This window comes from Pseudomonas sp. PGPR40, assembly GCF_022014505.1.
In the GTDB taxonomy this organism is placed as follows: Bacteria; Pseudomonadota; Gammaproteobacteria; order Pseudomonadales; family Pseudomonadaceae; genus Aquipseudomonas.
In genome coordinates this window covers 243,657-265,275 of the sequence record NZ_JAKLSP010000003.1, presented here as the reverse complement: position 1 = coordinate 265,275, position 21,619 = coordinate 243,657, and the positions used below count along the sequence as shown (strand labels likewise).

Below are 21,619 nucleotides of genomic sequence, written 5' to 3'. Positions count from 1 at the left end.
TGGCCTCTTCGCGGTCCGACTTGCCCGCGAACGAGCGCGAAGCGCTCGCCATCTTAAAGGCTCAGCGGTTCATCGGTGCAACAAACCGGCTCTTGGCCACGCTGTAGATGTCCGACTCATCGCTGCCGACAATCTTGAAACTGATGGTTTGCGAGCTGCTGCTCGGGCGATCTGTGGTCATCGCCACCGACACCGGTACGTCGACGATCTCACCGGCTGCCAGGCTTAATTCGGTCTTGCCTTGCAACTGAAAGCCGTTACCATCGACCAGCGTCAATCGATAATCCTGACGTTGCTGGGTCTTGTTGATGACCTTCAGGCTGTAGATGTTTTCGATCTGGCCCGCACTGTTCTCGCGGAACAGGCCACGGTCCTTGCTCACGTCCAGCGACACCATTGGCCTCTCCACCAGCGCCAGGACAAGGGCGCCGATCATCAGCAGCAGCACCGCGGTGTAGCCAATCAAGCGCGGGCGCAGCAGGTGGGTCTTGCCACCCTGCAATTCGTGCTCCGAGGTGTAGCTGATCAGCCCACGGGCGTAGCCCATTTTGTCCATGATCGAATCACAGGCGTCGATGCACGCCGCGCAACCGATGCATTCCATCTGCAAGCCATCGCGGATGTCGATGCCGGTCGGGCAGACCTGCACGCACAACTGGCAGTCGATGCAATCACCCAAACCGACTTCGACGGGTTTGATATCTCGTTTGCGCGGGCCACGGTTTTCGCCACGAGTCACGTCGTAGGAAATGGTCAGGGTGTCCTTGTCGAACATCACGCTCTGGAACCGAGCATACGGGCACATGTGCATGCACACCGCTTCGCGCAGCCAGCCGGCATTGATGTAAGTGGCACCGGTGAAAAACAGCACCCAGAACAGACTGACACCGCCGATTTGCAAGGTCAGCAGCTCTTCGGCCAGGGGCCGGATCGGTGTGAAATAGCCGACAAACGTCAGGCCGGTGAGCAGGCTGATCGCCAGCCACAGGGTGTGTTTGGCCGAGCGGCGGATCAGTTTGTTCAGGCCCCAGGGCGCTGCTTGCAGCTTGATTCGCTGGTTGCGTTCGCCTTCGGTGATCTTCTCGCACCACATGAAGATCCAGGTCCAGGAGCTCTGCGGGCAGGTGTAACCGCACCAGACCCGACCGGCAAACACGGTGATCGCAAACAGGCCGAACGCGGCGATGATCAGCAGCGCTGAAAGCAGGATGAAATCCTGTGGCCAGAAGGTTGCGCCGAAGATGTGGAATTTGCTTTCGGAAAGGTCCCAGAGCACCGCCTGACGACCACCCCAGTTCAGCCACACAGTGCCGAAGAACAGCAGAAACAGAACCCCCGCGCCACTCATGCGCAGCGTGCGGAACAAACCCGTGAAGCTGCGAGTGTGGATCAGGTTATCGCTGGACTTGGCCTTTATCTTTGGACGCAAAGGCTCATTGTTTTTTATAAATGAGGCAGGTTCAACGGTTCGGACGGGGATTCTATCGCTCATGGTCTTTCGCTCATCAGCCTCCATCAGGCCTGAGCACTATGACCAGCGATCTGTTTGCATAACAGACTCAGCTAAAGCAATAAAAAGCGGATCAGATGAGTTTTTGGCACCTTCCTGCGACAACTTGATGCACCCGCAATGGGGGCCGCAAAGGCCTATGTGAAGTGCTTGCGCCGGTTGTTGATGCAGGTCAGTCAAATCACCGAATCACTGTCCGTGGCCTTCAAATGTCGGCGACCATCCACTGCGCCTGCTACGGTCAATGCATCGGCTTCTGCTTCGGTGATGTAGATGCGCTGGCCGTCGAGGTCGACCGCCGACATGGATTTTTCCGCGTCAGTGATGATGGTGACATCGGCACAAAGACGAATTTCTTCGCCGTTCCTGGTGATGAAGAAGCAGGTCTGGTTTTCGATGCGCACGGTCATGGCGGTGTCCTTTTTCTGCGGATTCTGAAATGTTAGGACCCATCTGCCGGTCATCGTTCTGTGCAACCGATTAATGGCGGGTGCGGTCCACCTTGTATCGAGTCAGTACACCATCACAAGGACTGCACCATGGACACCTGGTGGCACGAGGTTTGGGTCACGTTGCAAGCGGAGTTCACTGACATCGGCGACGCTTCACAACTCACGCGCATTACCGTGCGATTGCTAATGGCCGCCTTGCTGGGCGGCATTCTCGGTTTCGAACGTGAACAGAAGGGCAAGGCCGCCGGGGTTCGCACCCATATGCTGGTGGCGCTGGGCGCGGCGCTGTTTGTGCTGGTGCCACAGATGTCAGGATCCCAGGCCGATGCCATGAGCCGGGTAGTACAAGGCGTGATCGCCGGCATCGGCTTTCTCGGTGCCGGGACTATCCTGAAAAACACCGATGGCGACGAGGCCCATGTCAAAGGCCTGACCACCGCCGCCGGGTTGTGGATGACGGCGGCCATTGGCGTTTCGGCCGGGTTGGGCCGCGAGGCGACGGCGGTGCTTAGTACGTTGTTGGCGTTGGTGATACTGGGGGTGATGCCGAGGGTTGTGAAGCTGCTGGAAAAGAATGAGCATGAACATAAGCCGTAGCTCCCTTGGTGGAATGCCTGCCGAATTAACTACCAGTGGTTGCTGCTGCGGCGCAGATGAACGCTTCGTCAAGGCTGCTTGCGTGGTAGTGCCTTTTGAATTCATCTCCAGACCGGAATGGCTTAAACGTATGTTCGCTAATCATGTAGAAACGATCACAATTGGCGGCTACTTCTTCAATGTTGTGAGAGGAAACCAGAATGGCCGCTCCCTCATGGGCCGCACCCCTCAGGCACTTCCAGATGTAGTGGCGGAACTCCGGATCAACCCCTGCACTGGGTTCATCCAGAATGACCAGATCTGCACTGAGCGCCAGCAAGGTTATGGTGAAAAACCAGCGTTTTTCACCATAACTGCAGATCGCCGATTTCTTGTTCCATATGGCCCTGTATCGGTCAATGATTTCCGGACTCCATACTCGAAGCTTCTCCAGGACACGCTGCTGACTAATAGGCTCTGAAGAACAGAAAAGCGTGGTCAGCTTAAAAATATCAAACATGCGGAGCGTGTGTGGCGTGCTAAGGGATTGGGATAAGTACAGTTGATTTTTGAATGTACTGATTATTTCGGTTTTTTTATTATTGGTTAATCCGCATATGATGTCGAAAAAAGTGGTTTTCCCACTCCCGTTGGGACCAAGCAACCCTACGATTGAACCTGATTCCACATGCATTGATGCGTTGATGAGTATGGGCTTTTCCATATAGCTGAAGGAGAGGTTGTTGATGTTTAGCAGGCTCATTAATATCTACTCCATACTGGATTTACCCTCAGGTTATGCAGCGTTAACAGAAACGCACTCAAGAACAGAGCGACAATAGCTAATATCAGTTGCTGGTTATCCATGATTTCGTGAGAAATAATATCGTTGGCCATGGCTAAGGGATTAAAAGCCTGGATCAGGCTTGAAGAGGACGATGAGGTGCTGGCTCCGTAAATACCTAAAATCAGCATTGAGAATGAAGCAATCGAAAAAAAAGTATTTGCGTTTTGAAATGTGATGGGGGGGAGCGTTAATAACAGGCCGGGTATGCTGAACAGTAGAAAGCAAAAATAGAATCGAACAGCGATATGTAATGCCTCACTCATGGACAGTAGCCCAAAGGAGGGGCGCGTCAGGCAATAAAATGCCAGGCAATACAATATTGATATGAGCGAGTAAGCGAAAAACTGACCCAATAGAAATATCAATCGAGCTTCAAGCTTGTAAATGAAAGATCTTGTGAATCCGCTTTCCCTGCGACCAATAATGTAAAAAGAAAAGCCAAAAAAAGCGACGCTGGAAGAAATGTAAGCATAGAACCAGGCTGTGGTTTCAATATAGTTCGACGTATAAGGTGGTGTGTGTCCTTTTGAATAGGCGAGTAGATAAAATAGTGCGGCGGGCGACAGGATTGTCCAGAAAAAAGCAGTGGGCTCTTTTAATTGCTCTTTTATGAAGATCAGGCTGAGCCTGGTTGCGCGTTGAAGGGTGGTGTTTGGCATGTTTTCTTCTCTTTCCCTTTAGCGTTCTGGTTGCTTCTAAGCGTGACACTTGATTTTTAGCCTTTGACGGGACGAGTTGCAAGCTCCAGTGTTTTTCGTTGTGGGAAGTTTCCTGCGAGGAAAAGTAAATAATCTTGCGAGCTTTCGAGTGTGTTTCTTCTTGTTCAATTTAACGTGTAAACAGTTGGATTCTCTTTGGAATATTTAGAGTTTTCTGATGGTTACAATGTTTTATTTGGTGGGGAGAGTTTGGGAGAGTTTTTGCAGGTCTAGAAATGTCTGAGGACGTTTGTAGTACGCTTCCTAAATTAATGTAAGTTGCGTTCTGATATTTACATTGCGTCGCAGTAGATCAGGCGACGAAAGGTAGTTTTTTGTTGTTTTTTTCATCGGTGATCTGTTTTCAGGAGTGATCTTCGCCTCTGTCGGCGCAGTTGGTCGTCGTTCTATAGGCTTGCGGTGTGACAATCACCGGCGGTTTGGTCGTCGGCGGTTCTTCCCTTGGCGGTGCCGGGGTGCCCGGCGGCTCCTGCTCAGGCACCGGTTGCGGCTCGGTCGGCGGGGTTGGCGGGTTGTCGATGTTCGGATCGGGTGTCTCGGCCGGAATCGGGATGCTCATTGATGGCGTCTCCAGTGGCGCATGGCGTGAGTCGTGCTTAAGTTGGTTGACCACTGCGCAAAGGATTTGATTCCGACAAATCCCTGTGAACTTTTACCGGCGCCTGCTGTTCGGAACCTAAGTGAGTTCATGTCGGGGCAGAGCGCTTCGTCTGAACGACGACCAGGCACAAGAGCGTCCTTGGGGCGTTAAGGAGAGATGCTCGATGACCGCTGAAAAACCCACAGAACTGAGCTACAACCCGCATATCCCGCTGTCTCAGGCATTATTGCTACCGCGGATCGTGATCGAAAACACCATGCCGACCCTCGATGGCGGGCAATTTGCCGTTAAAGCCATCATCGATCAGGACGTGGTGGTGACCAGCAAAGTGTTTGCCGACGGTCACGACAAACTGGCCGTACGCATTCGCTGGCGTGCCGAAGGCGAGGATACCTGGCAGAGCGAAGTAATGGCCGAGTTGGGCAATAACGGCTGGCAGGGCCGGTTTCGTGTCAAGAAGCAGGGGCGTTATGTGTTCTGCCTCGAAGCCTGGATCGATCAATACGCCAGTTTTTGTTATGAGCTGGAGAAAAAACATGCCGTCGGCATATCGGTCAGCCTGGAATTGCAGGAAGGGCGCACTCACGTCCAGCAGGCCGCCGAACGTTCCGAAGGGCACCTCAGTGAACAGCTGGCGGCGTTGCATCATGAATTGTCCGGTCTGCTCGAAACCGAGCAGGTCGCTTTGTTTCTGCACCAGCGTAGCGCGGACTTGATGGCCCAGGCCGACCATCGTCCCTTCCTGAGCCTGAGCCCTGAATACCCGGTGGACGTAGAGCGAGCGCTGGCGCAGTTCGCCAGTTGGTATGAACTGTTTCCGCGCTCGATCACCGATGACCCGGCCCGCCACGGCACCTTCAATGACGTGCATTCGCGGCTGCCAATGATCCAGGACATGGGCTTTGACGTGCTGTATTTCACGCCGATCCACCCGATCGGCCGCAGCTACCGCAAAGGCCCGAACAACTCGTTGATTGCCGGCCCCGACGATCCGGGCAGCCCTTATGCCATCGGCAGCGAAGAGGGCGGGCACGAGGCGATTCACTCGGAATTGGGCACGCGTGAGGACTTTCGCCGGCTCGTCGCGGCCGCCGCCGAGCATGGGCTGGAAATCGCCCTCGACTTTGCGATTCAGTGTTCCCAGGACCACCCGTGGCTCAAACAACATCCCGGCTGGTTTAGCTGGCGGCCGGACGGCACGATCAAATATGCCGAGAACCCGCCGAAGAAATATCAGGACATCGTCAACGTCGACTTCTATGCCGTGGACGCGATTCCCAGCCTGTGGATCGAGTTGCGCGATGTGGTCGTGGGTTGGGTCGAGGAGGGCGTGAAGCTGTTTCGCGTCGATAACCCTCACACCAAACCGTTGCCATTCTGGCAGTGGATGATCGCCGATGTGCGGGCACTGTATCCCGAGGTGATCTTCCTCGCCGAAGCCTTTACCACGCCGGCGATGATGGCGCGTTTGGGCAAGGTCGGTTACTCCCAGAGCTATACCTATTTCACCTGGCGCAACACCAAGGCCGAGCTGGCAACCTATTTCACCGAACTCAACGAGTCACCGTGGCGTGAATGCTACCGACCGAACTTTTTCGTCAACACGCCGGACATCAACCCGACGTTCCTGCATGAATCCGGGCGCGCGGGTTTTCTGATTCGTGCTGCGCTGGCGACCATGGGCTCCGGCCTTTGGGGCATGTACTCGGGCTTCGAACTGTGTGAAGCGGCACCGGTGCCGGGCCGGGAGGAATACCTCAATTCCGAGAAGTACGAAATCCGCCCGCGGGACTTCAACGCGCCGGGCAACATCATTGCCGAAATCGCCCAGCTCAACCGCATCCGTCGACAGAACCCGGCACTGCACACGCACCTGGGCCTGAAGGTCTATAACGCCTGGAACGACAATATTTTGTACTTCGGCAAACGCAGCGTTGACGGCAGCAATTTCATTCTGGTGGCGGTCAGCCTCGATCCGCATCACGCCCAGGAGGCGAACTTCGAATTGCCGCTGTGGGAAATGGGTTTGCCCGATGAAGCCAGCACCCAGGGCGAAGACTTGATGAACGGCCACCGCTGGACCTGGCACGGCAAGTATCAGTTCATGCGGATTGAACCGTGGCATCTTCCGTTCGGGATTTGGAGGATTACCGCACCGTCATGATCGTTCCCACGCTCTCGGCCAAGGCGTTCTCTAGTATTAACAGGAGTTTCAAATGGCGAAGAAACCCAGGTCAGCCGCCTTCATCAAGGACCCGCTCTGGTACAAGGATGCGGTGATCTATCAGGTTCACGTTAAGTCTTTTTTCGACTCCAACAACGACGGGATCGGCGACTTTCCCGGCCTTATCGCCAAGCTCGATTACATTGCCGACCTGGGCGTCAATACCATCTGGCTATTGCCGTTCTACCCCTCGCCACGGCGCGACGACGGTTACGACATCGCTGAATACCGTGGCGTGCATGCCGACTACGGCACTCTGGCCGATGCCAAACGCTTCATTTCCGAGGCCCACAAACGTGGCCTTCGAGTCATTACCGAGCTGGTCATCAATCACACCTCGGACCAGCACCCGTGGTTCCAGCGCGCGCGCAAGGCCAAGCCCGGTTCGGCGGCCCGAGACTTCTACGTCTGGTCCGATAACGATCAGAAATACGACGGCACGCGCATCATCTTTCTCGATACCGAAAAGTCCAACTGGACCTGGGACCCGGTGGCCGGTCAGTACTTCTGGCACCGTTTCTATTCGCACCAACCGGACCTGAACTTCGATAATCCGCAAGTGATGAAAGCCGTGCTGTCGGTGATGCGCTATTGGCTCGACATGGGCATCGACGGTCTGCGGCTGGACGCGATCCCGTACCTGATCGAGCGCGATGGCACCAACAACGAAAACCTGCCCGAGACCCACGACGTCCTCAAGCAGATCCGTGCCGAAATCGACGCCAATTACCCGGACAGAATGCTGCTGGCCGAGGCCAATCAATGGCCGGAAGACACGCAGCTGTACTTCGGAGACACCGATGCCAAGGGCTTGAACGGTGACGAATGCCACATGGCCTTTCACTTCCCGTTGATGCCGCGCATGTACATGGCGCTAGCTCAGGAAGATCGCTTCCCGATCACCGATATTTTGCGCCAGACTCCGGAAATCCCGGCCAACTGCCAGTGGGCGATTTTTCTGCGCAACCACGATGAGCTGACCCTGGAAATGGTCACCGACAGGGAGCGCGATTACCTGTGGAATTACTACGCGGCCGATCGACGGGCGCGGATCAACCTGGGGATTCGTCGGCGTCTGGCGCCGTTGATGGAGCGCGATCGCCGTCGTGTCGAATTGCTTAACAGCCTGCTGCTGTCGATGCCTGGCACGCCGACCCTGTATTACGGCGATGAAATCGGCATGGGCGACAATATCTACATCGGCGACCGCGACGGCGTGCGCACGCCGATGCAGTGGTCGATCGACCGTAACGGCGGTTTTTCCCGCGCCGACCCGGCCAGCCTGGTGCTGCCGCCGATCATGGACCCGCTCTATGGCTACCTGTCGGTCAACGTCGAAACCCAGGCCGGTGACCCCCATTCGTTGTTGAACTGGAACCGACGCATGCTCGCGGTGCGCAAGCAGTCCAAGGCCTTCGGTCGCGGGACGCTGAAGATGCTCTCGCCGAGCAATCGACGGGTTCTGGCGTATACCCGCGAATTCACCGGCGCGGACGGCAAGCACGAGATCATTCTGTGCGTGGCCAACGTGTCCCGTAGCGCGCAAGCAGTGGAGCTGGATCTGTCGGCTTATGTCGGCATGGTTCCGGTGGAGATGCTCGGCGGCAATGCGTTTCCGCCCATCGGCCAGTTGACGTTCCTGCTGACGCTGGCGCCTTACGGCTTTTATTGGTTCGGGCTGGCGGCGGAAAACCAGATGCCGAGCTGGCACGTGGAACCGGCGCAAAGCCTGCCGGATTTCACCACTCTGGTACTGAAGAAACGCATGGAAGAGCTGCTCGAAGCGCCGTCTCGCGGCATGCTGGAGCAGAGCATTCTGCCGAGCTGGTTGCAGAACCGCCGCTGGTTTGCCGGCAAGGATGGCACCATCGACAGCGTCAGCCTCGCTTACGGCGTGCGCTTCGGCGACCCGCAGCATCCGGTGTTGTTAGGTGAAATCGATGTTATCAGGGGCGGTCAGACCAGCCGCTATCAGTTGCCATTCGGTTTTATCTCCGAGGAACAGGTTGGCGCGGCCTTGCCGCAGCAATTGGCGCTGGCCAGGGTCCGGCGTGGTCGTCAGGTTGGCCTGATCACCGACGCCTTCAGCCTCGAGAGCTTTATTCATGCCGTGTTGCAGAGCATGCAGGCCGGGTTGGTGTTGTCATCGGACGGCGGCGAGATCCGTTTCGAACCTAGCGGCGAACTGGCCAAACTCGGCCTGACTGCCGAATCGGAGGTGCGGTACCTGTCCGCCGAGCAATCCAACAGTTCGGTGGTGATCGGCAGCAGCCTGGTGCTGAAACTGATCCGCAAGGTCGCGTCAGGGGTGCACCCGGAACTGGAAATGAGTGCGTACCTGACCCATGCCGGTTTCCAGAATATTTCGCCGCTGCTGGGGGCGGTGATTCGTCGTGATGCGGCGGGCGAGGACACGCTGTTGATGATCGCCCAAGGCTACTTGAGCAATCAGGGCGATGCGTGGGAGTGGACCCGGAACAACCTTGAACGGGCGCTTCGCGACGAACTCGCCGATGCTGTGTCGGAACAGGAGCAGCACTACAACGCCCTCGGCGAGCTGAAGGATTTCGCCGGCATGCTCGGTCAGCGCCTGGGAGAAATGCATCAGGTGTTGGCGACCCCGAGCGCCAATTCGGACTTCGCTCCACAGATCACCACCCAGAAAGAGGCCCTGGCCTCGGCCAAGGACGTGGCGGCCCAACTGGAACACGCCCTGAACTTGCTCAAGCAGCATCAAACCGAACTGAACGCCACGGATCAGGCATTGGTCAGTCGATTGCTGGACAACAAGAAGGCGATCCTCAGTCATGTCCAGGACCTGGGTAAAAAGGCTGCGGGTGGCTTGCGTATCCGCGTCCATGGCGACTTGCATCTGGGGCAGGTGCTGGTGATCAAGGGCGATGCCTACCTGATCGATTTCGAGGGCGAACCGGCACGGCCGCTGCATGAGCGTCGGGGCAAACACAGCCCCTATAAAGATGTCAGCGGCGTGTTGCGTTCCTTCGATTACGCCGCGGCGATGGTCATCAACGTGCACAATGTCGACAACACCGCCGACGCCCAGGCGGCGCGTCAACGAGTCGCCGATCGTTATCTGAAAGAGGCGCGACAATCATTTGTCGACGCTTATCGGCTGGCGGCAGCTAGTCTTGCTCATGCATGGCAAGATCCTGAAGGCGAAGACGCTGCGCTGGCGTTGTTCGGTCTGGAGAAGGCGGCTTATGAAGTGGCCTATGAGGCGGAAAATCGCCCCACCTGGTTGCCTGTGCCGTTGCACGGTTTATATGGATTATTGAGTGGGCTTAAACCCTTTTCCGATCTTGGTGGAGAGTAGTCATGAGTTTCTCGAACAAGGAACAGGGGCACGTTAATGAGGCGCTGCTGCCCAGAGCGCGGGATATCGATGCATTGGTACGCGCCGAGCACCGAGACCCCTTTGCAATTCTCGGCCCGCATGGCGATGGCGCTGGCGGGCAATTCATTCGAGCCTATCTGCCGGACGCCTTGAGCGTGCAGGTGGTGGACAAGGAATCCGGGGAAGAACTCGGCAGCCTTGAGACCACCCAAACCCCAGGGCTGTTCGTCGGGCACTTCGAGCGGGCCCGGCCCTATCTGTTGCGAACCCGTTGGGCCGGCGGCGAGCAACTCGCCGAGGACCCTTACAGCTTTGGCCCGTTACTCGGCGAGATGGATTTGTATCTGTTCGCCGAGGGCAATCACCGGGACTTGAGCAGTTGCCTCGGCGCGCAACTGAAGACCGTCGATGGCGTCGACGGCGTGCGCTTCGCTGTGTGGGCTCCGAACGCCAAAAGGGTCTCGGTGGTCGGCGACTTCAACGTCTGGGACGGTCGTCGGCATCCGATGCGCCTGCGCCATCCTTCCGGGGTCTGGGAGTTGTTCATTCCGCGCCTGCAAGCGGGGGAGCTGTACAAATACGAAATCCTTGGCGCCCACGGCATTTTGCCGCTCAAGGCTGACCCGATGGCCCTCGCCACCGCACTGCCGCCGGACACCGCATCAAAAGTCGCCTCGCCGCTGAAAATCGACTGGCACGACGACGCCTGGATGCAGTCGCGGGGCGAACGCCAGCGAAACAGCGCACCGTTGTCGATCTACGAATTACACGCCGGTTCCTGGCAATGCGAGCTGGATGACCTCGGTGAGGTCGCCCGTCAGTACACCTGGCCCGAGTTGGCCGAGCGGCTGATTCCTTATGTGAAGGAACTGGGTTTTACCCACATCGAACTGATGCCGATCATGGAGCATCCGTTCGGTGGCTCGTGGGGTTATCAACTGCTGTCGCAGTTCGCCCCGAGCGCCCGTTACGGTACGCCGGATGAATTCGCCGCGTTCGTCAATGCCTGTCACCAGGCCGAGATCGGCGTGATCCTCGATTGGGTGCCGGCGCATTTCCCCACTGATACCCATGGGCTGGCGCAGTTCGACGGCACCGCGTTATATGAATACGGCAACCCGCAGGAAGGTTTTCACCAAGACTGGGACACGCTGATCTACAACCTGGGCCGCACCGAAGTGCACGGCTATATGCTGGCGTCGGCGTTGCATTGGCTCAGGCATTTCCATGTCGATGGCCTGCGCGTGGACGCAGTGGCGTCGATGCTGTATCGCGATTACTCGCGCAAGGCCGGCGAATGGGTGCCCAACCGTCACGGCGGTCGGGAGAATCTGGAGGCCATTGATTTCGTCCGCCATCTCAACGATGTGGTGGCCCTGGAAACACCGGGCGCGTTGGTGATTGCTGAAGAATCCACGGCGTGGCCGGGTGTCAGCCAGAGCACGCAACAGGGTGGGCTGGGTTTTGCCTATAAGTGGAACATGGGCTGGATGCACGACTCGCTGCATTACATTCAGCAGGATCCGGTATACCGCGCCCATCATCACAACGAGCTGAGTTTTGGCCTGGTGTATGCCTGGTCCGAGCGCTTCATCCTGCCGATTTCCCACGATGAAGTGGTCCACGGCAAGCATTCACTGATCGACAAGATGCCCGGCGATCGCTGGCAGAAGTTTGCCAACCTGCGGGCTTATCTGAGTTTCATGTGGACGCATCCCGGCAAGAAACTGTTGTTCATGGGATGCGAGTTCGGCCAATGGCGTGAGTGGAATCACGATCAACAGCTGGATTGGTATTTACTGCAATACCCGGAACACCAGGGCGTGCGAAAACTGGTCGGTGACCTGAACCGGTTGTATCGCGAAGAACCGGCGCTGCACGACCAGGACGATGCCCCGCAAGGCTTCCAGTGGTTGATCGGCGACGACGCGATCAACAGCGTTTATGCCTGGCTGCGCTGGAGCAAAGACGGGCGTCCGGTGTTGGTGGTGGCCAACTTCACCCCGGTGCCGCGTCAGTCCTACCGCGTTGGCGTGCCGTTTGCCGGGCGATGGGTCGAGTTGATCAACAGCGATGCCGACACTTATGCCGGGTCCAACTACGGTAACGGCGGCGGGGTGTTCACCGACGAAGAGCCGAGTCATGGCCAGGCCCTTTCTGTGGAGTTGAACCTGCCGCCGCTGGGGGTATTGATTTTGCGTCCGGAGGGTTAGGGTCCTGATCGTTCCCACGCAGAGCATCCTGATCGTTCCCACGCTCTGCGTGGGAATGCAGCCCGGGACGCTCCGCGTCCCAAGAGCGGACGCAGAGCGTCCATTGAGGCATTCCCACGCGGAGCGTGGGAACGATCAGGATGTGGGAGCGGGCTTGCTCGCGAAGGGGCCAGACCGAACAAAGCGCTTCTTGAGTCATGCACTCACCACCGCATCCGCACCCCAAGGCTGCCAATCAACCCGTTCAAATCATTGTCATCCACATCGCTGCTGTAATCGGCGCTGATATACAGGCTGACCAAAGGCGTCACTCTGGCCACCAGCCCCAGACCTACATCTACCGTCGATGAATTGCGGCTGCTGCTGATTTTGTCGACCTGATCCAGGCTCACGGTATTGCCGGTGTACACCGTGTGCCACACGTTGGTTCGCACATAGGGTTCGACCGGCAGGCCGTTAATGTCGTAACTGCCTTTCAAGCGTGCACCGACCCGACCGCTCCAGGACGTCAGGTCGCTGGATGAAGCGTTACCGGAGCCAGCATACGGCGTATCCAGCGTAATACGCTGATTGATCAACTGCGCCTGGGGTTCGATCACCCAGTTATTACCCAGACCAATCGGGAAACCACCTTCCACCGACAATGTCACCGCGCTGCCTTCGGCGGCTTGTCGCGCGCCCTGGTCATTGCGGCTATATCCGTTGACCCGGCCACCGCTGGCCGTCAAGTCTACGTGCCAGCCTTGTGGGCCGGTCAGGCTCCAGTAGGCGCCGAGACTTTGGCCTTGAAGGTTGAGCGTGTCATGGGCGGGATCGGCGAGGGCGCGGCTGGTCAGCAGACCGTTGTCATTGCCCTGCAATTGGGTGGTGCCGCCGATCAGTCCGACCCGTTGGGTATGGCCGCTGTTGCTTTGTACGGTCAGCAGCGCCGGGCCTTTGAATTCAGTGGCGCCGGGGATAGAAGAACCCTGGGCCAGATAATCGGTTTGGGCCTGCCGTGACGCCTTTCCATAGACGTGGTCCCAGGCCGAAGGCGCGGCGTCTTCTACCGTCAGGCGTGAACTTTGTAAATCGGGGTTGGCGCGTAAACGGCCGGAATACGTGGCAGAGTCGGCCGGCAAGGTCAGGGTCGGCAGTGCCTGGTTGAACCAGAGGTTTGTTTCGTCCTCGGCAGGCGAGGCCTGCACCTCCATGGATGAGCACAGCAGGAGTGAACCTGTGACAGTGCAAAAAGTGACTTTGATCTCTTGTGAGGTGAATGAAGTTCTCATGGGGGTCTACCTTGCAATCGCATGCCTATCTCGCTTTGGCGTCTCTCCTACCCCGAATGAGGGGCGACCGAATGGATTGGGGCAAGGTCAGACCCGCCTGTTTTTACAGGAGTCTGAAGGCTTGCCCCTGATGGATTTCCGGGGGTAGTAAGCACTAGCTAAGGAGACCGATGACGCCGCGTCAAGAAAATGGCCGATAAGCGGTATGGCTATTTTATGAGCTAAAAGTGACTGATTTTTGGCGTATATATAAGTTGTTGTTTGTGCGGAATATCATCAAAAAACCCCTCACACCAGGGGCTCCTGGAAGCAATCGTTCGTCCTACCAGCTCATGCGCACCCCGATGTTTGCGCTCGTTCCGCGTAGCTGATTGCTGTCGATATTGCTGCTGTAGTCGGCACTGGCATACACGCTGACCGTTGATGCGAGACTCAGTACCACGCCGACGCCGAGATCAGCCGTAGAAGATTTTTGTTGGGTCTCGATTTGATCGGCACCATCGAATGTCACCGTATCAGTGCCCGAAAACGTGTGCCAAAGATTGGCCCGCAAATAGGGTTCGAGCGGCCGGCCACTGATTGCGTAGTGCCCCTTGAGTCGAGCACCGAGGCGACCGGTCCAGGCACCGTCTGAATCGAACGAGATGCGTGAAATGCCATCGTCCTGACTGTCGAGGGAGACTTTTTGGTGGATCACTTGCACCTGGGGTTCCATGACCCAGTTGTCCGCCATCACAAGCGGATAACCGGCCTCGCCCGAGAGGGTGAGGGCGTGACCACGGTTGTCGAGTTTCAGTCCGCGTTCGGAACGACTGTCGCCATCCAGCCGAGTGCCCATCACCACGGTGTCGACGTACCAGCCTTGCGAATCAGTCAGCGTCCAGTACAGGCCGTAACTGTCACCTTCCAGCTCCACCTTACCGGCGCGTTTGCCTTCGAAGCCTTGGTTGAAGCCATCGACATCACCGCGCAAGCGGGTGTGGCCGACGAAAAAGCCGGTGCGCTGAATGTGCCCGCCCGACGTTTGCGAACTGTACAAGTCGTTGCCGACTTGAAAACCGTTGAGCGATCCGTCGAGCCGCGGCGTCACCGTGCCGGCCCAGGTTTGGTCGAAGTTTTTGCCGTAGACCCGACCCCATCCAGCGCCAAAGGCACCCGTTTCGTTGAGCAGGCGCTGATCGCCCTGGCGATCATGGAACGTGCCCAGTGCCGAAAGGGTCAGTTGTGCCGCAGCCGGCGGTAATACGGACCAGGTCGGAACTTCCGGTCGGTACAGTGGAACCGCTGCAGCACCGGGCTTGACGGTCGGCAACGATGGGGTACCGACGGCAGCCACTGGAGCCGCCACCAGCGGCACTAGAACCGGCGGCAACGCCGGGTCCGGGTTGGGCACGGCCGCCAACGGGGCCGCGACGACGGACGAACGCAGGTACCAACTGTTTTCGCTACCGGCCGTGACGCCACCCTTGAACAGGTAGTAATCATAGGCGCCCGCGGACACCGGGGATTTCAGGGCAAACGCTCCGTTGTCGCTGCTTGCCATGCCTTGGGCCTGGACCAACTGAATGCCGTTCTGCCGGGTCAGGGCGCCAAGACCGCCCACGTTGCTGACGGAAATCGAGGTAGTGCCGGTCAAGGTCCCGTCGATGACCACCAGTTTGTCGCTGGGGGAGGTGTCATCACCGACCGTACTTTGCAAAAACAGCTGACCGCCATTACCCGTGTAATTGCCCTGCACCGTCAGGGTGTCATTGGTGCGGGTATTACCGCTGCTCAGGTCAATTACCCCGGCGTTGTTCAAGGTTGCACGCTGGCCAGCGGTGAATGGCGTGATACTGCCTTGCGTTGATGTCAGGACGCTGCTGCCGTCGATATTGAACACGCCGGTACCGGTAGCGCTGTCACCCAGCACAAGGTTATCGGTGAGATCGAACTGCGAACGCTCAGTCAGGTTTACCGTTTCCCACTGGGCGTAGCGGTCAGCACCTGCGGTTGTAGTGTGATCGAAGGTCAGCACATCGTTGCCGGTGCCACCGTCGAGGCTCGGGGTCTGGGCGAGCGTGCTCTCGCTGAGATTGCGCAGGGTCGCGCTGTCACTGCCGTCTTCCATCAGGATTGCCGAATGGAGGATGCCACCGCCATCCCATACAAATGTGTCGTTGCCAACGCTGGTGCGGATCTCGCCGACGACTTCGCCACCCGTCACTGTGATGCTGTCGTTGCCACCGCTGACACTGATGTCGCCGCCGATCTTGCCCCCGGAGACTTTGATGGTGTCGGTGCCGAAACCGGTGACCAGATTGCCGCGGATCTCCCCGCCGGAGAGATCGAACAGATTGTTATCGAGTTTCATATTGACCCGACCGATGGTGCCGCCGGTCATTCTGGCGGTGTCACCGTCTTCGAAGGCGCCGATGATGGTGCCGCCGCTCATCTGGAAAAAGTCGCGGCTGTCGCCTTGGGCCAGGGCCTGGAGGGTGCCGCCGCTCATGGTGAAATTATCGACGCCATTGCCCTGGTTGACGGCCCCGGTTATCTGCCCGGCGCTGATGTTGAAGGTGTCGGCACCATCACCCTGATTGAGTTCACCGACGATGCGCCCGGAATTCATGTCAACCGTGTCGGCGCCTGCCCCGAACGTCACGTTGCCATTGATCGTTCCGGTACCATTGGCGGGGAAGGTCAGGCTGTTGTTACCCGTCAGGTCGGTCAGCGGTCCGCTGCTGGCGCTGTCACAAACGAAGTTGTCATCGCCGGCTGTGGGGCTGAGCGTACAGGCCGCTTGGGTGGGTTGAGACCCACTGACGCATAACCAGATTGAAACCGCACAGATGCCGTAACGGTACTTGGGTCGATCGCTGGAAAATTTCATGCTCGTCTCCGCAGGTGGATCGGCGACTGAGTTGCCACTTGTCAAAAGCGACAGGCATCAGACACCCTCGGCAGCGCGAGTTGCGAGACAGCATCGGGAAAACTATCACCCGTAAATCGAGAACCTTCGGCAACGACGGCCACTGCAAGTCGCATGTCCGTACCGTCATGTCGTACGGACGATAACAATTTAGCAGCCGTATTTTTGCGTCGCTACTGTCAAAAGTAACAGGTTAAGCGATTTAGCAACTGATCATGGACAGTTAGTTAACAGCTCAGAGATGTATTTCAACGGCCAGCGGCAAATGGTCCGACAGGTGCGTCCAGGGTTTATGGCCGAGTATGCGCGGCTCATGGCTGTTGGCATTACGCAGGTAGATCCGGTCCAGGCGCAGCAGGGGAAAACGCGCCGGGTAAGTTTTCGCCGGTCGGCCATGATGGCGTTCGAAAGCTTCGTGCAGGTAGTGGCGCCTGGCGAGAGCAGCGTTGCCTTGCAACTGCCAGTCGTTGAAGTCGCCGGCAATAATGACCGGGGCGTCATCGGGCAGCGACTCGAGCAACAGGCAGAGCAACTGCAGCTGGAGTTGTCGATGGCTTTCCAACAGGCTCAGGTGCACGCAAATGGCATGAACTTCGGCATGCCCCGGTACATCCAGTACACAGTGCAGCAACCCGCGCCGCTCGGGGCCGGTGATCGAGACATCGAGGTTGCGAAATTCGCGGATCGGGTACTTCGACAGCAAGGCATTGCCGTGGTGGCCGTCGGGGTAGACCGCGTTGCGACCGTAAGCGAAATCGCTCCACATGCTGTCGGCCAGGAACTCGTATTGCGAGGTTTGTGGCCAGTCGTTGTAGCGTGAAGAATGCCGGTCGTGCTCACCGACCACTTCCTGTAGAAACACCAGGTCCGCCGACGTGCTACGTACTGCTTCACGCAATTCCGGCAGGATGAAACGCCGGTTGAGGGGGGTGAAACCTTTGTGGGTGTTGACCGTCAGCACTCTCAGTCGATGAATCGCCGCTGGGGTGTTCGATAGCATTGATTCGACGGCCTGTCGTTCGGCATCACTGGTCACGTTCACTCCTCTGAATCAGGCTGATGTTTCTATGCGACTGATGCACGGGCAAGCAGTTCAGCGTGATTTATAGCAAAAGACATTCCTTGAATGATTCAGACAAACACAATTTCATACGGCAACCGCATGCGCTCCAGTATCACCGGGGGCAGCATTGGGGCGATGCCGATTGCCGGCTCGCCGTCGAGTTGGCTGGCGTAGGCGTAGGTGGCGTGGCTTTTGCGCGCGACGGTCCAGGTGTCAAGACGTACCTTGCGTGCGCGATGCCAGGGGATCAGACCGTGATCGCGCGTCGGCCAGTGCCAGGCCCAGACAGGTACTTCGTTGAGCGTTGCTCCGACCAGGGCCGCTGCTCTGGCGCTGGCACGGCCGACGGCGTCATGGTCGACGTTACCGTCTTCGCGCCATGTGGTGAATACCACATCACCGGGGCGCAGATAGCGGACGATGAACCGGATCAATTCAGACTCCCGCTCGGCCAGGCCGTTGTCGGTGAAGCCGCCACGAATCCACTTCAAGCTGTGCATCGGCACCCCCAGCCGGCGTAAGGCTTCGACGCTTTCCTGGGGGCGGAACACGCTCAGGCGTTTCTCCGACCATTGTCGCGACCCCGGATGGCTGGCGCTACCGTCGGTGATCGAGATCAATTGCAGCGGATGACCGAGGGAGCACAGCAACTGCAGAAGGCCACCGCAGGTCACTACTTCATCGCCGGGATGCGGCGCGATGACTACCGCGCGAGCGCCGGCCGGAACCAGCGTTTCGGTGTTGATGACAGGGATGTTGTCCAGTTGCGGGGCGCTGTTCCAGATCTGCGCGAGCGAGCTGTTTTCGCTGATGGAGACTGATTTCATAGGCGCTACGTCCTTGTTCTGTCGTGCCCTCAGTCATGCGCATTGCTTGCAGGGGAGCGAGCCTGGCAGACCCGTGAAGGCGGAAAAATAACCATTGCAACGCTCCGAACCCTGGATTGCTGCGGGGAGAGTATTGCTCATGGAACGCTATTCGTCGCCTCAGCCTTTGGTCTGATATGGCTTTTTAATTCGGATTGTGGCGGATGTCGCAAATAATCACCGAAACCCTGTAGGAGCGGGCTTGCCCCAATGCCAGTCAGTTAAGACACGGAACCCTGTAGGAGCGAGCTTGCTCGCGAAAGCGGTGTGTCAGGCGACATCAATATTGACTGCGCCTGCGTCTTCGCGAGCAAGCTCGCTCCTACAGGGGGTCGGTGATTGGCATTGCTGAAGGTCACTCTTCTTCTTCACGCTGCAATTCGAACAGCAGCAATGAACGGCCGGTGACCGAATATTCGTGACCGAAGTCGAAGCGTTCCTGGCCACGAATCGACGGTTGATTGGTATCGATCATGCAGGTCCAGAAACCGCCGTCAGGCACTTCCGGCAGCAGAAAATTGACGATGTCATGGTGGGCATTGACCACCAGCAGCAGCGTTGCGTCGGCGCCCTTGCGGCGAATGCCGGTTTCCTGGGCGCGGCCATCGAGCAGGATGCCCAGGCAACGACCGTGGCCTTCCTCCCATTGTTCGGTGGACATCTCGCTGCCATCCGGGGCGAGCCAGGTCACGTCCTTGACGCCGATGTCTTCGTTGTAATTGCCCACCAGGAAACGCCCGCGCCGCAGGATCGGATAGGCCAGGCGCAATTTGATCAGGCGTTTGACGAACTTGAGCAGGGCCTTGCCGTCTTCGCTCAGGTCCCAATTGACCCAACCGATCTCACTGTCCTGGCAATAGGCATTGTTGTTGCCTTCCTGGGTGCGGGCGAACTCATCGCCGGCCACCAGCATCGGCGTGCCTTGGGACAGCAGCAACGTGGCGAAAAAATTGCGCATTTGTCGCTGGCGCAGCGCATTGATCTCGGGATCGTCAGTGGGGCCTTCGACGCCGTGGTTCCACGACAGGTTATTGTTGCTGCCGTCCTGATTGTTCTCATCGTTGGCTTCGTTGTGTTTGTCGTTGTACGACACCAGATCGTTGAGCGTGAAACCGTCATGGGCGGTGATGAAGTTCAGCGAGGCATACGGACGCCGGCCACGCTGATTGAACATCTCCCCGGATGCGGTCATGCGGTTGGCGAAGTCGGCGATTTGACCATCATCGCCTTTCCAGAACGCACGCACGGTGTCGCGGAACTTGTCGTTCCATTCGACCCACCCCGGCGGAAAGTTGCCGACCTGATAACCGCCGGGGCCGCAGTCCCAGGATTCGGCAATCATCTTCACCTGGCGCAGCACCGGGTCTTGGCGGCAGGCCACGAGGAAGCTGTGACGCTCGTCGAAACCGTCGTGGTAGCGGCCGAGAATGGTCGCCAGATCAAAACGAAAACCGTCCACGTGCATTTCCGTGGCCCAGTAACGCAGTGAGTCGGTGACCATTTGCAACACACATGGATGACTCAGGTCCAGGGTGTTGCCGGTTCCCGAGTCGTTGATGTAATAGCGTTTGTCTTCAGGCATCAAACGGTAGTAGGAGGCGTTGTCGATGCCGCGCATCGACAGCGTCGGGCCCTGTTCATTGCCCTCGGCGGTGTGGTTGTAAACCACGTCGAGGATCACCTCCAGATTGGCTTCGTGCAGGTGCGCGACCATCTCCTTGAACTCGGCGATCTTGCCGCTCGCCAGGTAGCGCGGGTCCGGAGCAAAGAACGCGATGCTGTTGTAACCCCAGTAATTGGTCATGCCTTTGTGCAGCAAATGCTGGTCATTGACGAAGGCATGAATCGGCAGCAATTCCACGCTCGACACGCCGAGCTTGCGGATGTGTTCCAGTACGTCATCGACCATCAACCCGGCGAAGGTGCCGCGCAGGTTCTCGGGGACAGCGGGATGACGCATGCTGAAGCCGCGTACGTGGGTCTCATAAATGATGGTCTTGTCCCACGGCACGCTGACCCGATGGTCGTGGCCCCAGGTGTGGGCCGGGTCGATCACTTTGCATTTTGGCACGAAGGGCGCGCTGTCCCGTTCATCGAAACTGAGGTCGGCATCAGGGTGACCGATGGTGAAACCGAACAACGCTTCAGACCATTTCAATTGGCCGACCAATTGTTTGGCGTAGGGATCGATCAGCAGTTTGTTGGGGTTGAAACGATGACCGTTGGCCGGGTCATACGGACCGTACACGCGATAGCCGTAGATCAACCCCGGATGGGCATCGGGCAAATAGCCGTGGTAGATCTCGTCGGTGTATTCCGGCAACTCGATACGCTCGAGTTCCACCTCGCCGGCATCATCGAAGATGCACAGTTCGACCTTGGTTGCGTTAGCCGAAAACAGCGCGAAATTGACCCCCAGGCCATCCCAGGTCGCGCCGAGCGGGAAGGGCAAGCCTTCACGGATTCGCGAGGTCTCGGCACGAGGTTCGGGCGCGGTTTTCTTTGGACTGCTCATAGGTGCTCCTGCAAAGGGGGGCAAAATCCCTGTAGGAGCGGGCTTGCCCGCGAAGACGGTATCTCAGGCGGCATCATTGTTGACTGTACCGCCCCCTTCGCGGGCAAGCCCGCTCCTACAGGGGGGTTCGCAACCGGGATACGTCGTCAGGTCGTTGGCGGTTTACGCGCGGCGCGAGGTTTTTTCTCGGTGGCTTTTTCGCCAGGCGCGGTTACTGCCGAAGCGGCGGCGGGTTTGGCCTTGGGCTTGGCTTTGGTTTTGGTTTCGATGCCTTTGGCATTGACCAGCTTGCCGTCGGGCTTGCCGGCAGCAGGCTTGGTGCCGACGGTTTTACTGCCGCTGGCTTTCGGTGACTTGCCGGGCGTCAGTGCTTCGGCTTCGGCCAGTTTGCAGGCCATCTCCCAATGGCGCTTCTCCTGGCCCACGGGTTTTCCTTCGGACTCCCAGATCTGATAGGCAAATTCGCGGATACGTTTATCGTCGGTACTCATCGCAA

General features: G+C 57.9%; 15 protein-coding genes. 4 read left to right on the top strand and 11 right to left on the bottom strand.

Features of this window, described 5'->3' with window-relative positions; all coding sequences use genetic code 11:
* Window positions 1-61: 61 nt before the first annotated feature.
* Together ccoG and MEB48_RS05060 are read right to left on the bottom strand one after the other, a co-directional pair.
* Window positions 62-1,492 (bottom strand): cytochrome c oxidase accessory protein CcoG, encoded by a 1,431-nt coding sequence (ccoG, locus tag MEB48_RS05065; RefSeq protein WP_237882481.1) that lies wholly within the window; start codon window positions 1,490-1,492, stop codon window positions 62-64.
* A 194-nt stretch (window positions 1,493-1,686) separates the two neighbouring features.
* Window positions 1,687-1,920: a DUF3203 family protein gene (locus MEB48_RS05060; protein ID WP_237882479.1), complete on the bottom strand. Its 234-nt coding sequence runs from the start codon at window positions 1,918-1,920 to the stop codon at window positions 1,687-1,689.
* Between the two features lie 129 nt (window positions 1,921-2,049).
* On the opposite strand from MEB48_RS05060, the gene MEB48_RS05055 reads away from it, so the two are divergent.
* Window positions 2,050-2,559 carry an MgtC/SapB family protein gene (locus tag MEB48_RS05055; RefSeq protein WP_237882477.1) on the top strand — a complete coding sequence of 170 codons (510 nt, stop codon included), beginning with the start codon at window positions 2,050-2,052 and terminating at the stop codon, window positions 2,557-2,559.
* Window positions 2,560-2,584: 25 nt separating this feature from the next.
* On the opposite strand, the gene MEB48_RS05050 is transcribed toward MEB48_RS05055, so the two are convergent.
* From MEB48_RS05050 to MEB48_RS05040, 3 genes are all read right to left on the bottom strand, one after another.
* Window positions 2,585-3,301, bottom strand: coding sequence for an AAA family ATPase (locus MEB48_RS05050; RefSeq protein ID WP_237882475.1), 717 nt, complete (start codon window positions 3,299-3,301; stop codon window positions 2,585-2,587).
* Complete coding sequence (locus tag MEB48_RS05045; RefSeq protein ID WP_237882473.1) at window positions 3,301-4,044, bottom strand: ABC transporter permease; 744 nt, start codon at window positions 4,042-4,044, stop codon at window positions 3,301-3,303. Before MEB48_RS05045 ends, MEB48_RS05050 begins: the two co-directional genes overlap by 1 nt.
* A 403-nt stretch (window positions 4,045-4,447) precedes the next feature.
* Window positions 4,448-4,663, bottom strand: a complete 216-nt coding sequence (locus MEB48_RS05040; RefSeq protein ID WP_237882471.1) for a hypothetical protein — start codon at window positions 4,661-4,663, stop codon at window positions 4,448-4,450.
* A 205-nt stretch (window positions 4,664-4,868) separates the two neighbouring features.
* Between MEB48_RS05040 and MEB48_RS05035 the strand changes: the two genes are divergently transcribed.
* The 3 genes from MEB48_RS05035 to glgB are packed head-to-tail and all read left to right on the top strand — an operon-like array spanning window position 4,869 to window position 12,497.
* On the top strand, window positions 4,869-6,869 hold the full coding sequence (locus MEB48_RS05035) for an alpha-1,4-glucan--maltose-1-phosphate maltosyltransferase (RefSeq protein ID WP_237882469.1): 2,001 nt from the start codon (window positions 4,869-4,871) through the stop codon (window positions 6,867-6,869).
* 52 nt (window positions 6,870-6,921) lie between these two features.
* Window positions 6,922-10,263, top strand: coding sequence for a maltose alpha-D-glucosyltransferase (gene treS / locus MEB48_RS05030; RefSeq protein WP_237882467.1), 3,342 nt, complete (start codon window positions 6,922-6,924; stop codon window positions 10,261-10,263).
* 2 nt (window positions 10,264-10,265) lie between these two features.
* Window positions 10,266-12,497, top strand: a complete 2,232-nt coding sequence (glgB, locus tag MEB48_RS05025; RefSeq protein WP_237882465.1) for a 1,4-alpha-glucan branching protein GlgB — start codon at window positions 10,266-10,268, stop codon at window positions 12,495-12,497.
* Window positions 12,498-12,700: 203 nt separating this feature from the next.
* Here the strand turns inward: glgB and MEB48_RS05020 are convergent, their stop codons facing one another.
* From MEB48_RS05020 to MEB48_RS04995, 6 genes are all read right to left on the bottom strand, one after another.
* Window positions 12,701-13,768, bottom strand: coding sequence for an autotransporter domain-containing protein (locus MEB48_RS05020; protein WP_237882463.1), 1,068 nt, complete (start codon window positions 13,766-13,768; stop codon window positions 12,701-12,703).
* A gap of 322 nt (window positions 13,769-14,090) precedes the next feature.
* Window positions 14,091-16,640, bottom strand: coding sequence for an autotransporter family protein (locus MEB48_RS05015; protein ID WP_237882461.1), 2,550 nt, complete (start codon window positions 16,638-16,640; stop codon window positions 14,091-14,093).
* A 274-nt stretch (window positions 16,641-16,914) separates the two neighbouring features.
* Window positions 16,915-17,715 (bottom strand): endonuclease/exonuclease/phosphatase family protein, encoded by an 801-nt coding sequence (locus MEB48_RS05010; RefSeq protein ID WP_237882460.1) that lies wholly within the window; start codon window positions 17,713-17,715, stop codon window positions 16,915-16,917.
* Window positions 17,716-17,810: 95 nt separating this feature from the next.
* Window positions 17,811-18,569, bottom strand: coding sequence for a PIG-L deacetylase family protein (locus MEB48_RS05005; RefSeq protein ID WP_237882458.1), 759 nt, complete (start codon window positions 18,567-18,569; stop codon window positions 17,811-17,813).
* Between the two features lie 394 nt (window positions 18,570-18,963).
* The gene (gene glgX / locus MEB48_RS05000; protein ID WP_237882456.1) at window positions 18,964-21,123 is read right to left on the bottom strand and encodes a glycogen debranching protein GlgX; all 2,160 of its coding nucleotides are present in this window, start codon (window positions 21,121-21,123) and stop codon (window positions 18,964-18,966) included.
* 146 nt (window positions 21,124-21,269) lie between these two features.
* Window positions 21,270-21,614 carry a DUF2934 domain-containing protein gene (locus MEB48_RS04995; protein ID WP_237882454.1) on the bottom strand — a complete coding sequence of 115 codons (345 nt, stop codon included), beginning with the start codon at window positions 21,612-21,614 and terminating at the stop codon, window positions 21,270-21,272.
* Window positions 21,615-21,619: the final 5 nt, after the last annotated feature.

Bases quoted from the DNA above. Each gene is read 5' to 3' on its own strand.
- ccoG (WP_237882481.1), bottom strand. From the start codon at position 1,492: ATGAGCGATAGAATCCCCGTCCGAACCGTTGAACCTGCCTCATTTATA.
- MEB48_RS05060 (WP_237882479.1), bottom strand. From the start codon at position 1,920: ATGACCGTGCGCATCGAAAACCAGACCTGCTTCTTCATCACCAGGAAC.
- MEB48_RS05055 (WP_237882477.1), top strand. From the start codon at position 2,050: ATGGACACCTGGTGGCACGAGGTTTGGGTCACGTTGCAAGCGGAGTTC.
- MEB48_RS05050 (WP_237882475.1), bottom strand. From the start codon at position 3,301: ATGAGCCTGCTAAACATCAACAACCTCTCCTTCAGCTATATGGAAAAG.
- MEB48_RS05045 (WP_237882473.1), bottom strand. From the start codon at position 4,044: ATGCCAAACACCACCCTTCAACGCGCAACCAGGCTCAGCCTGATCTTC.
- MEB48_RS05040 (WP_237882471.1), bottom strand. From the start codon at position 4,663: ATGAGCATCCCGATTCCGGCCGAGACACCCGATCCGAACATCGACAAC.
- MEB48_RS05035 (WP_237882469.1), top strand. From the start codon at position 4,869: ATGACCGCTGAAAAACCCACAGAACTGAGCTACAACCCGCATATCCCG.
- treS (WP_237882467.1), top strand. From the start codon at position 6,922: ATGGCGAAGAAACCCAGGTCAGCCGCCTTCATCAAGGACCCGCTCTGG.
- glgB (WP_237882465.1), top strand. From the start codon at position 10,266: ATGAGTTTCTCGAACAAGGAACAGGGGCACGTTAATGAGGCGCTGCTG.
- MEB48_RS05020 (WP_237882463.1), bottom strand. From the start codon at position 13,768: ATGAGAACTTCATTCACCTCACAAGAGATCAAAGTCACTTTTTGCACT.
- MEB48_RS05015 (WP_237882461.1), bottom strand. From the start codon at position 16,640: ATGAAATTTTCCAGCGATCGACCCAAGTACCGTTACGGCATCTGTGCG.
- MEB48_RS05005 (WP_237882458.1), bottom strand. From the start codon at position 18,569: ATGAAATCAGTCTCCATCAGCGAAAACAGCTCGCTCGCGCAGATCTGG.
- glgX (WP_237882456.1), bottom strand. From the start codon at position 21,123: ATGAGCAGTCCAAAGAAAACCGCGCCCGAACCTCGTGCCGAGACCTCG.
- MEB48_RS04995 (WP_237882454.1), bottom strand. From the start codon at position 21,614: ATGAGTACCGACGATAAACGTATCCGCGAATTTGCCTATCAGATCTGG.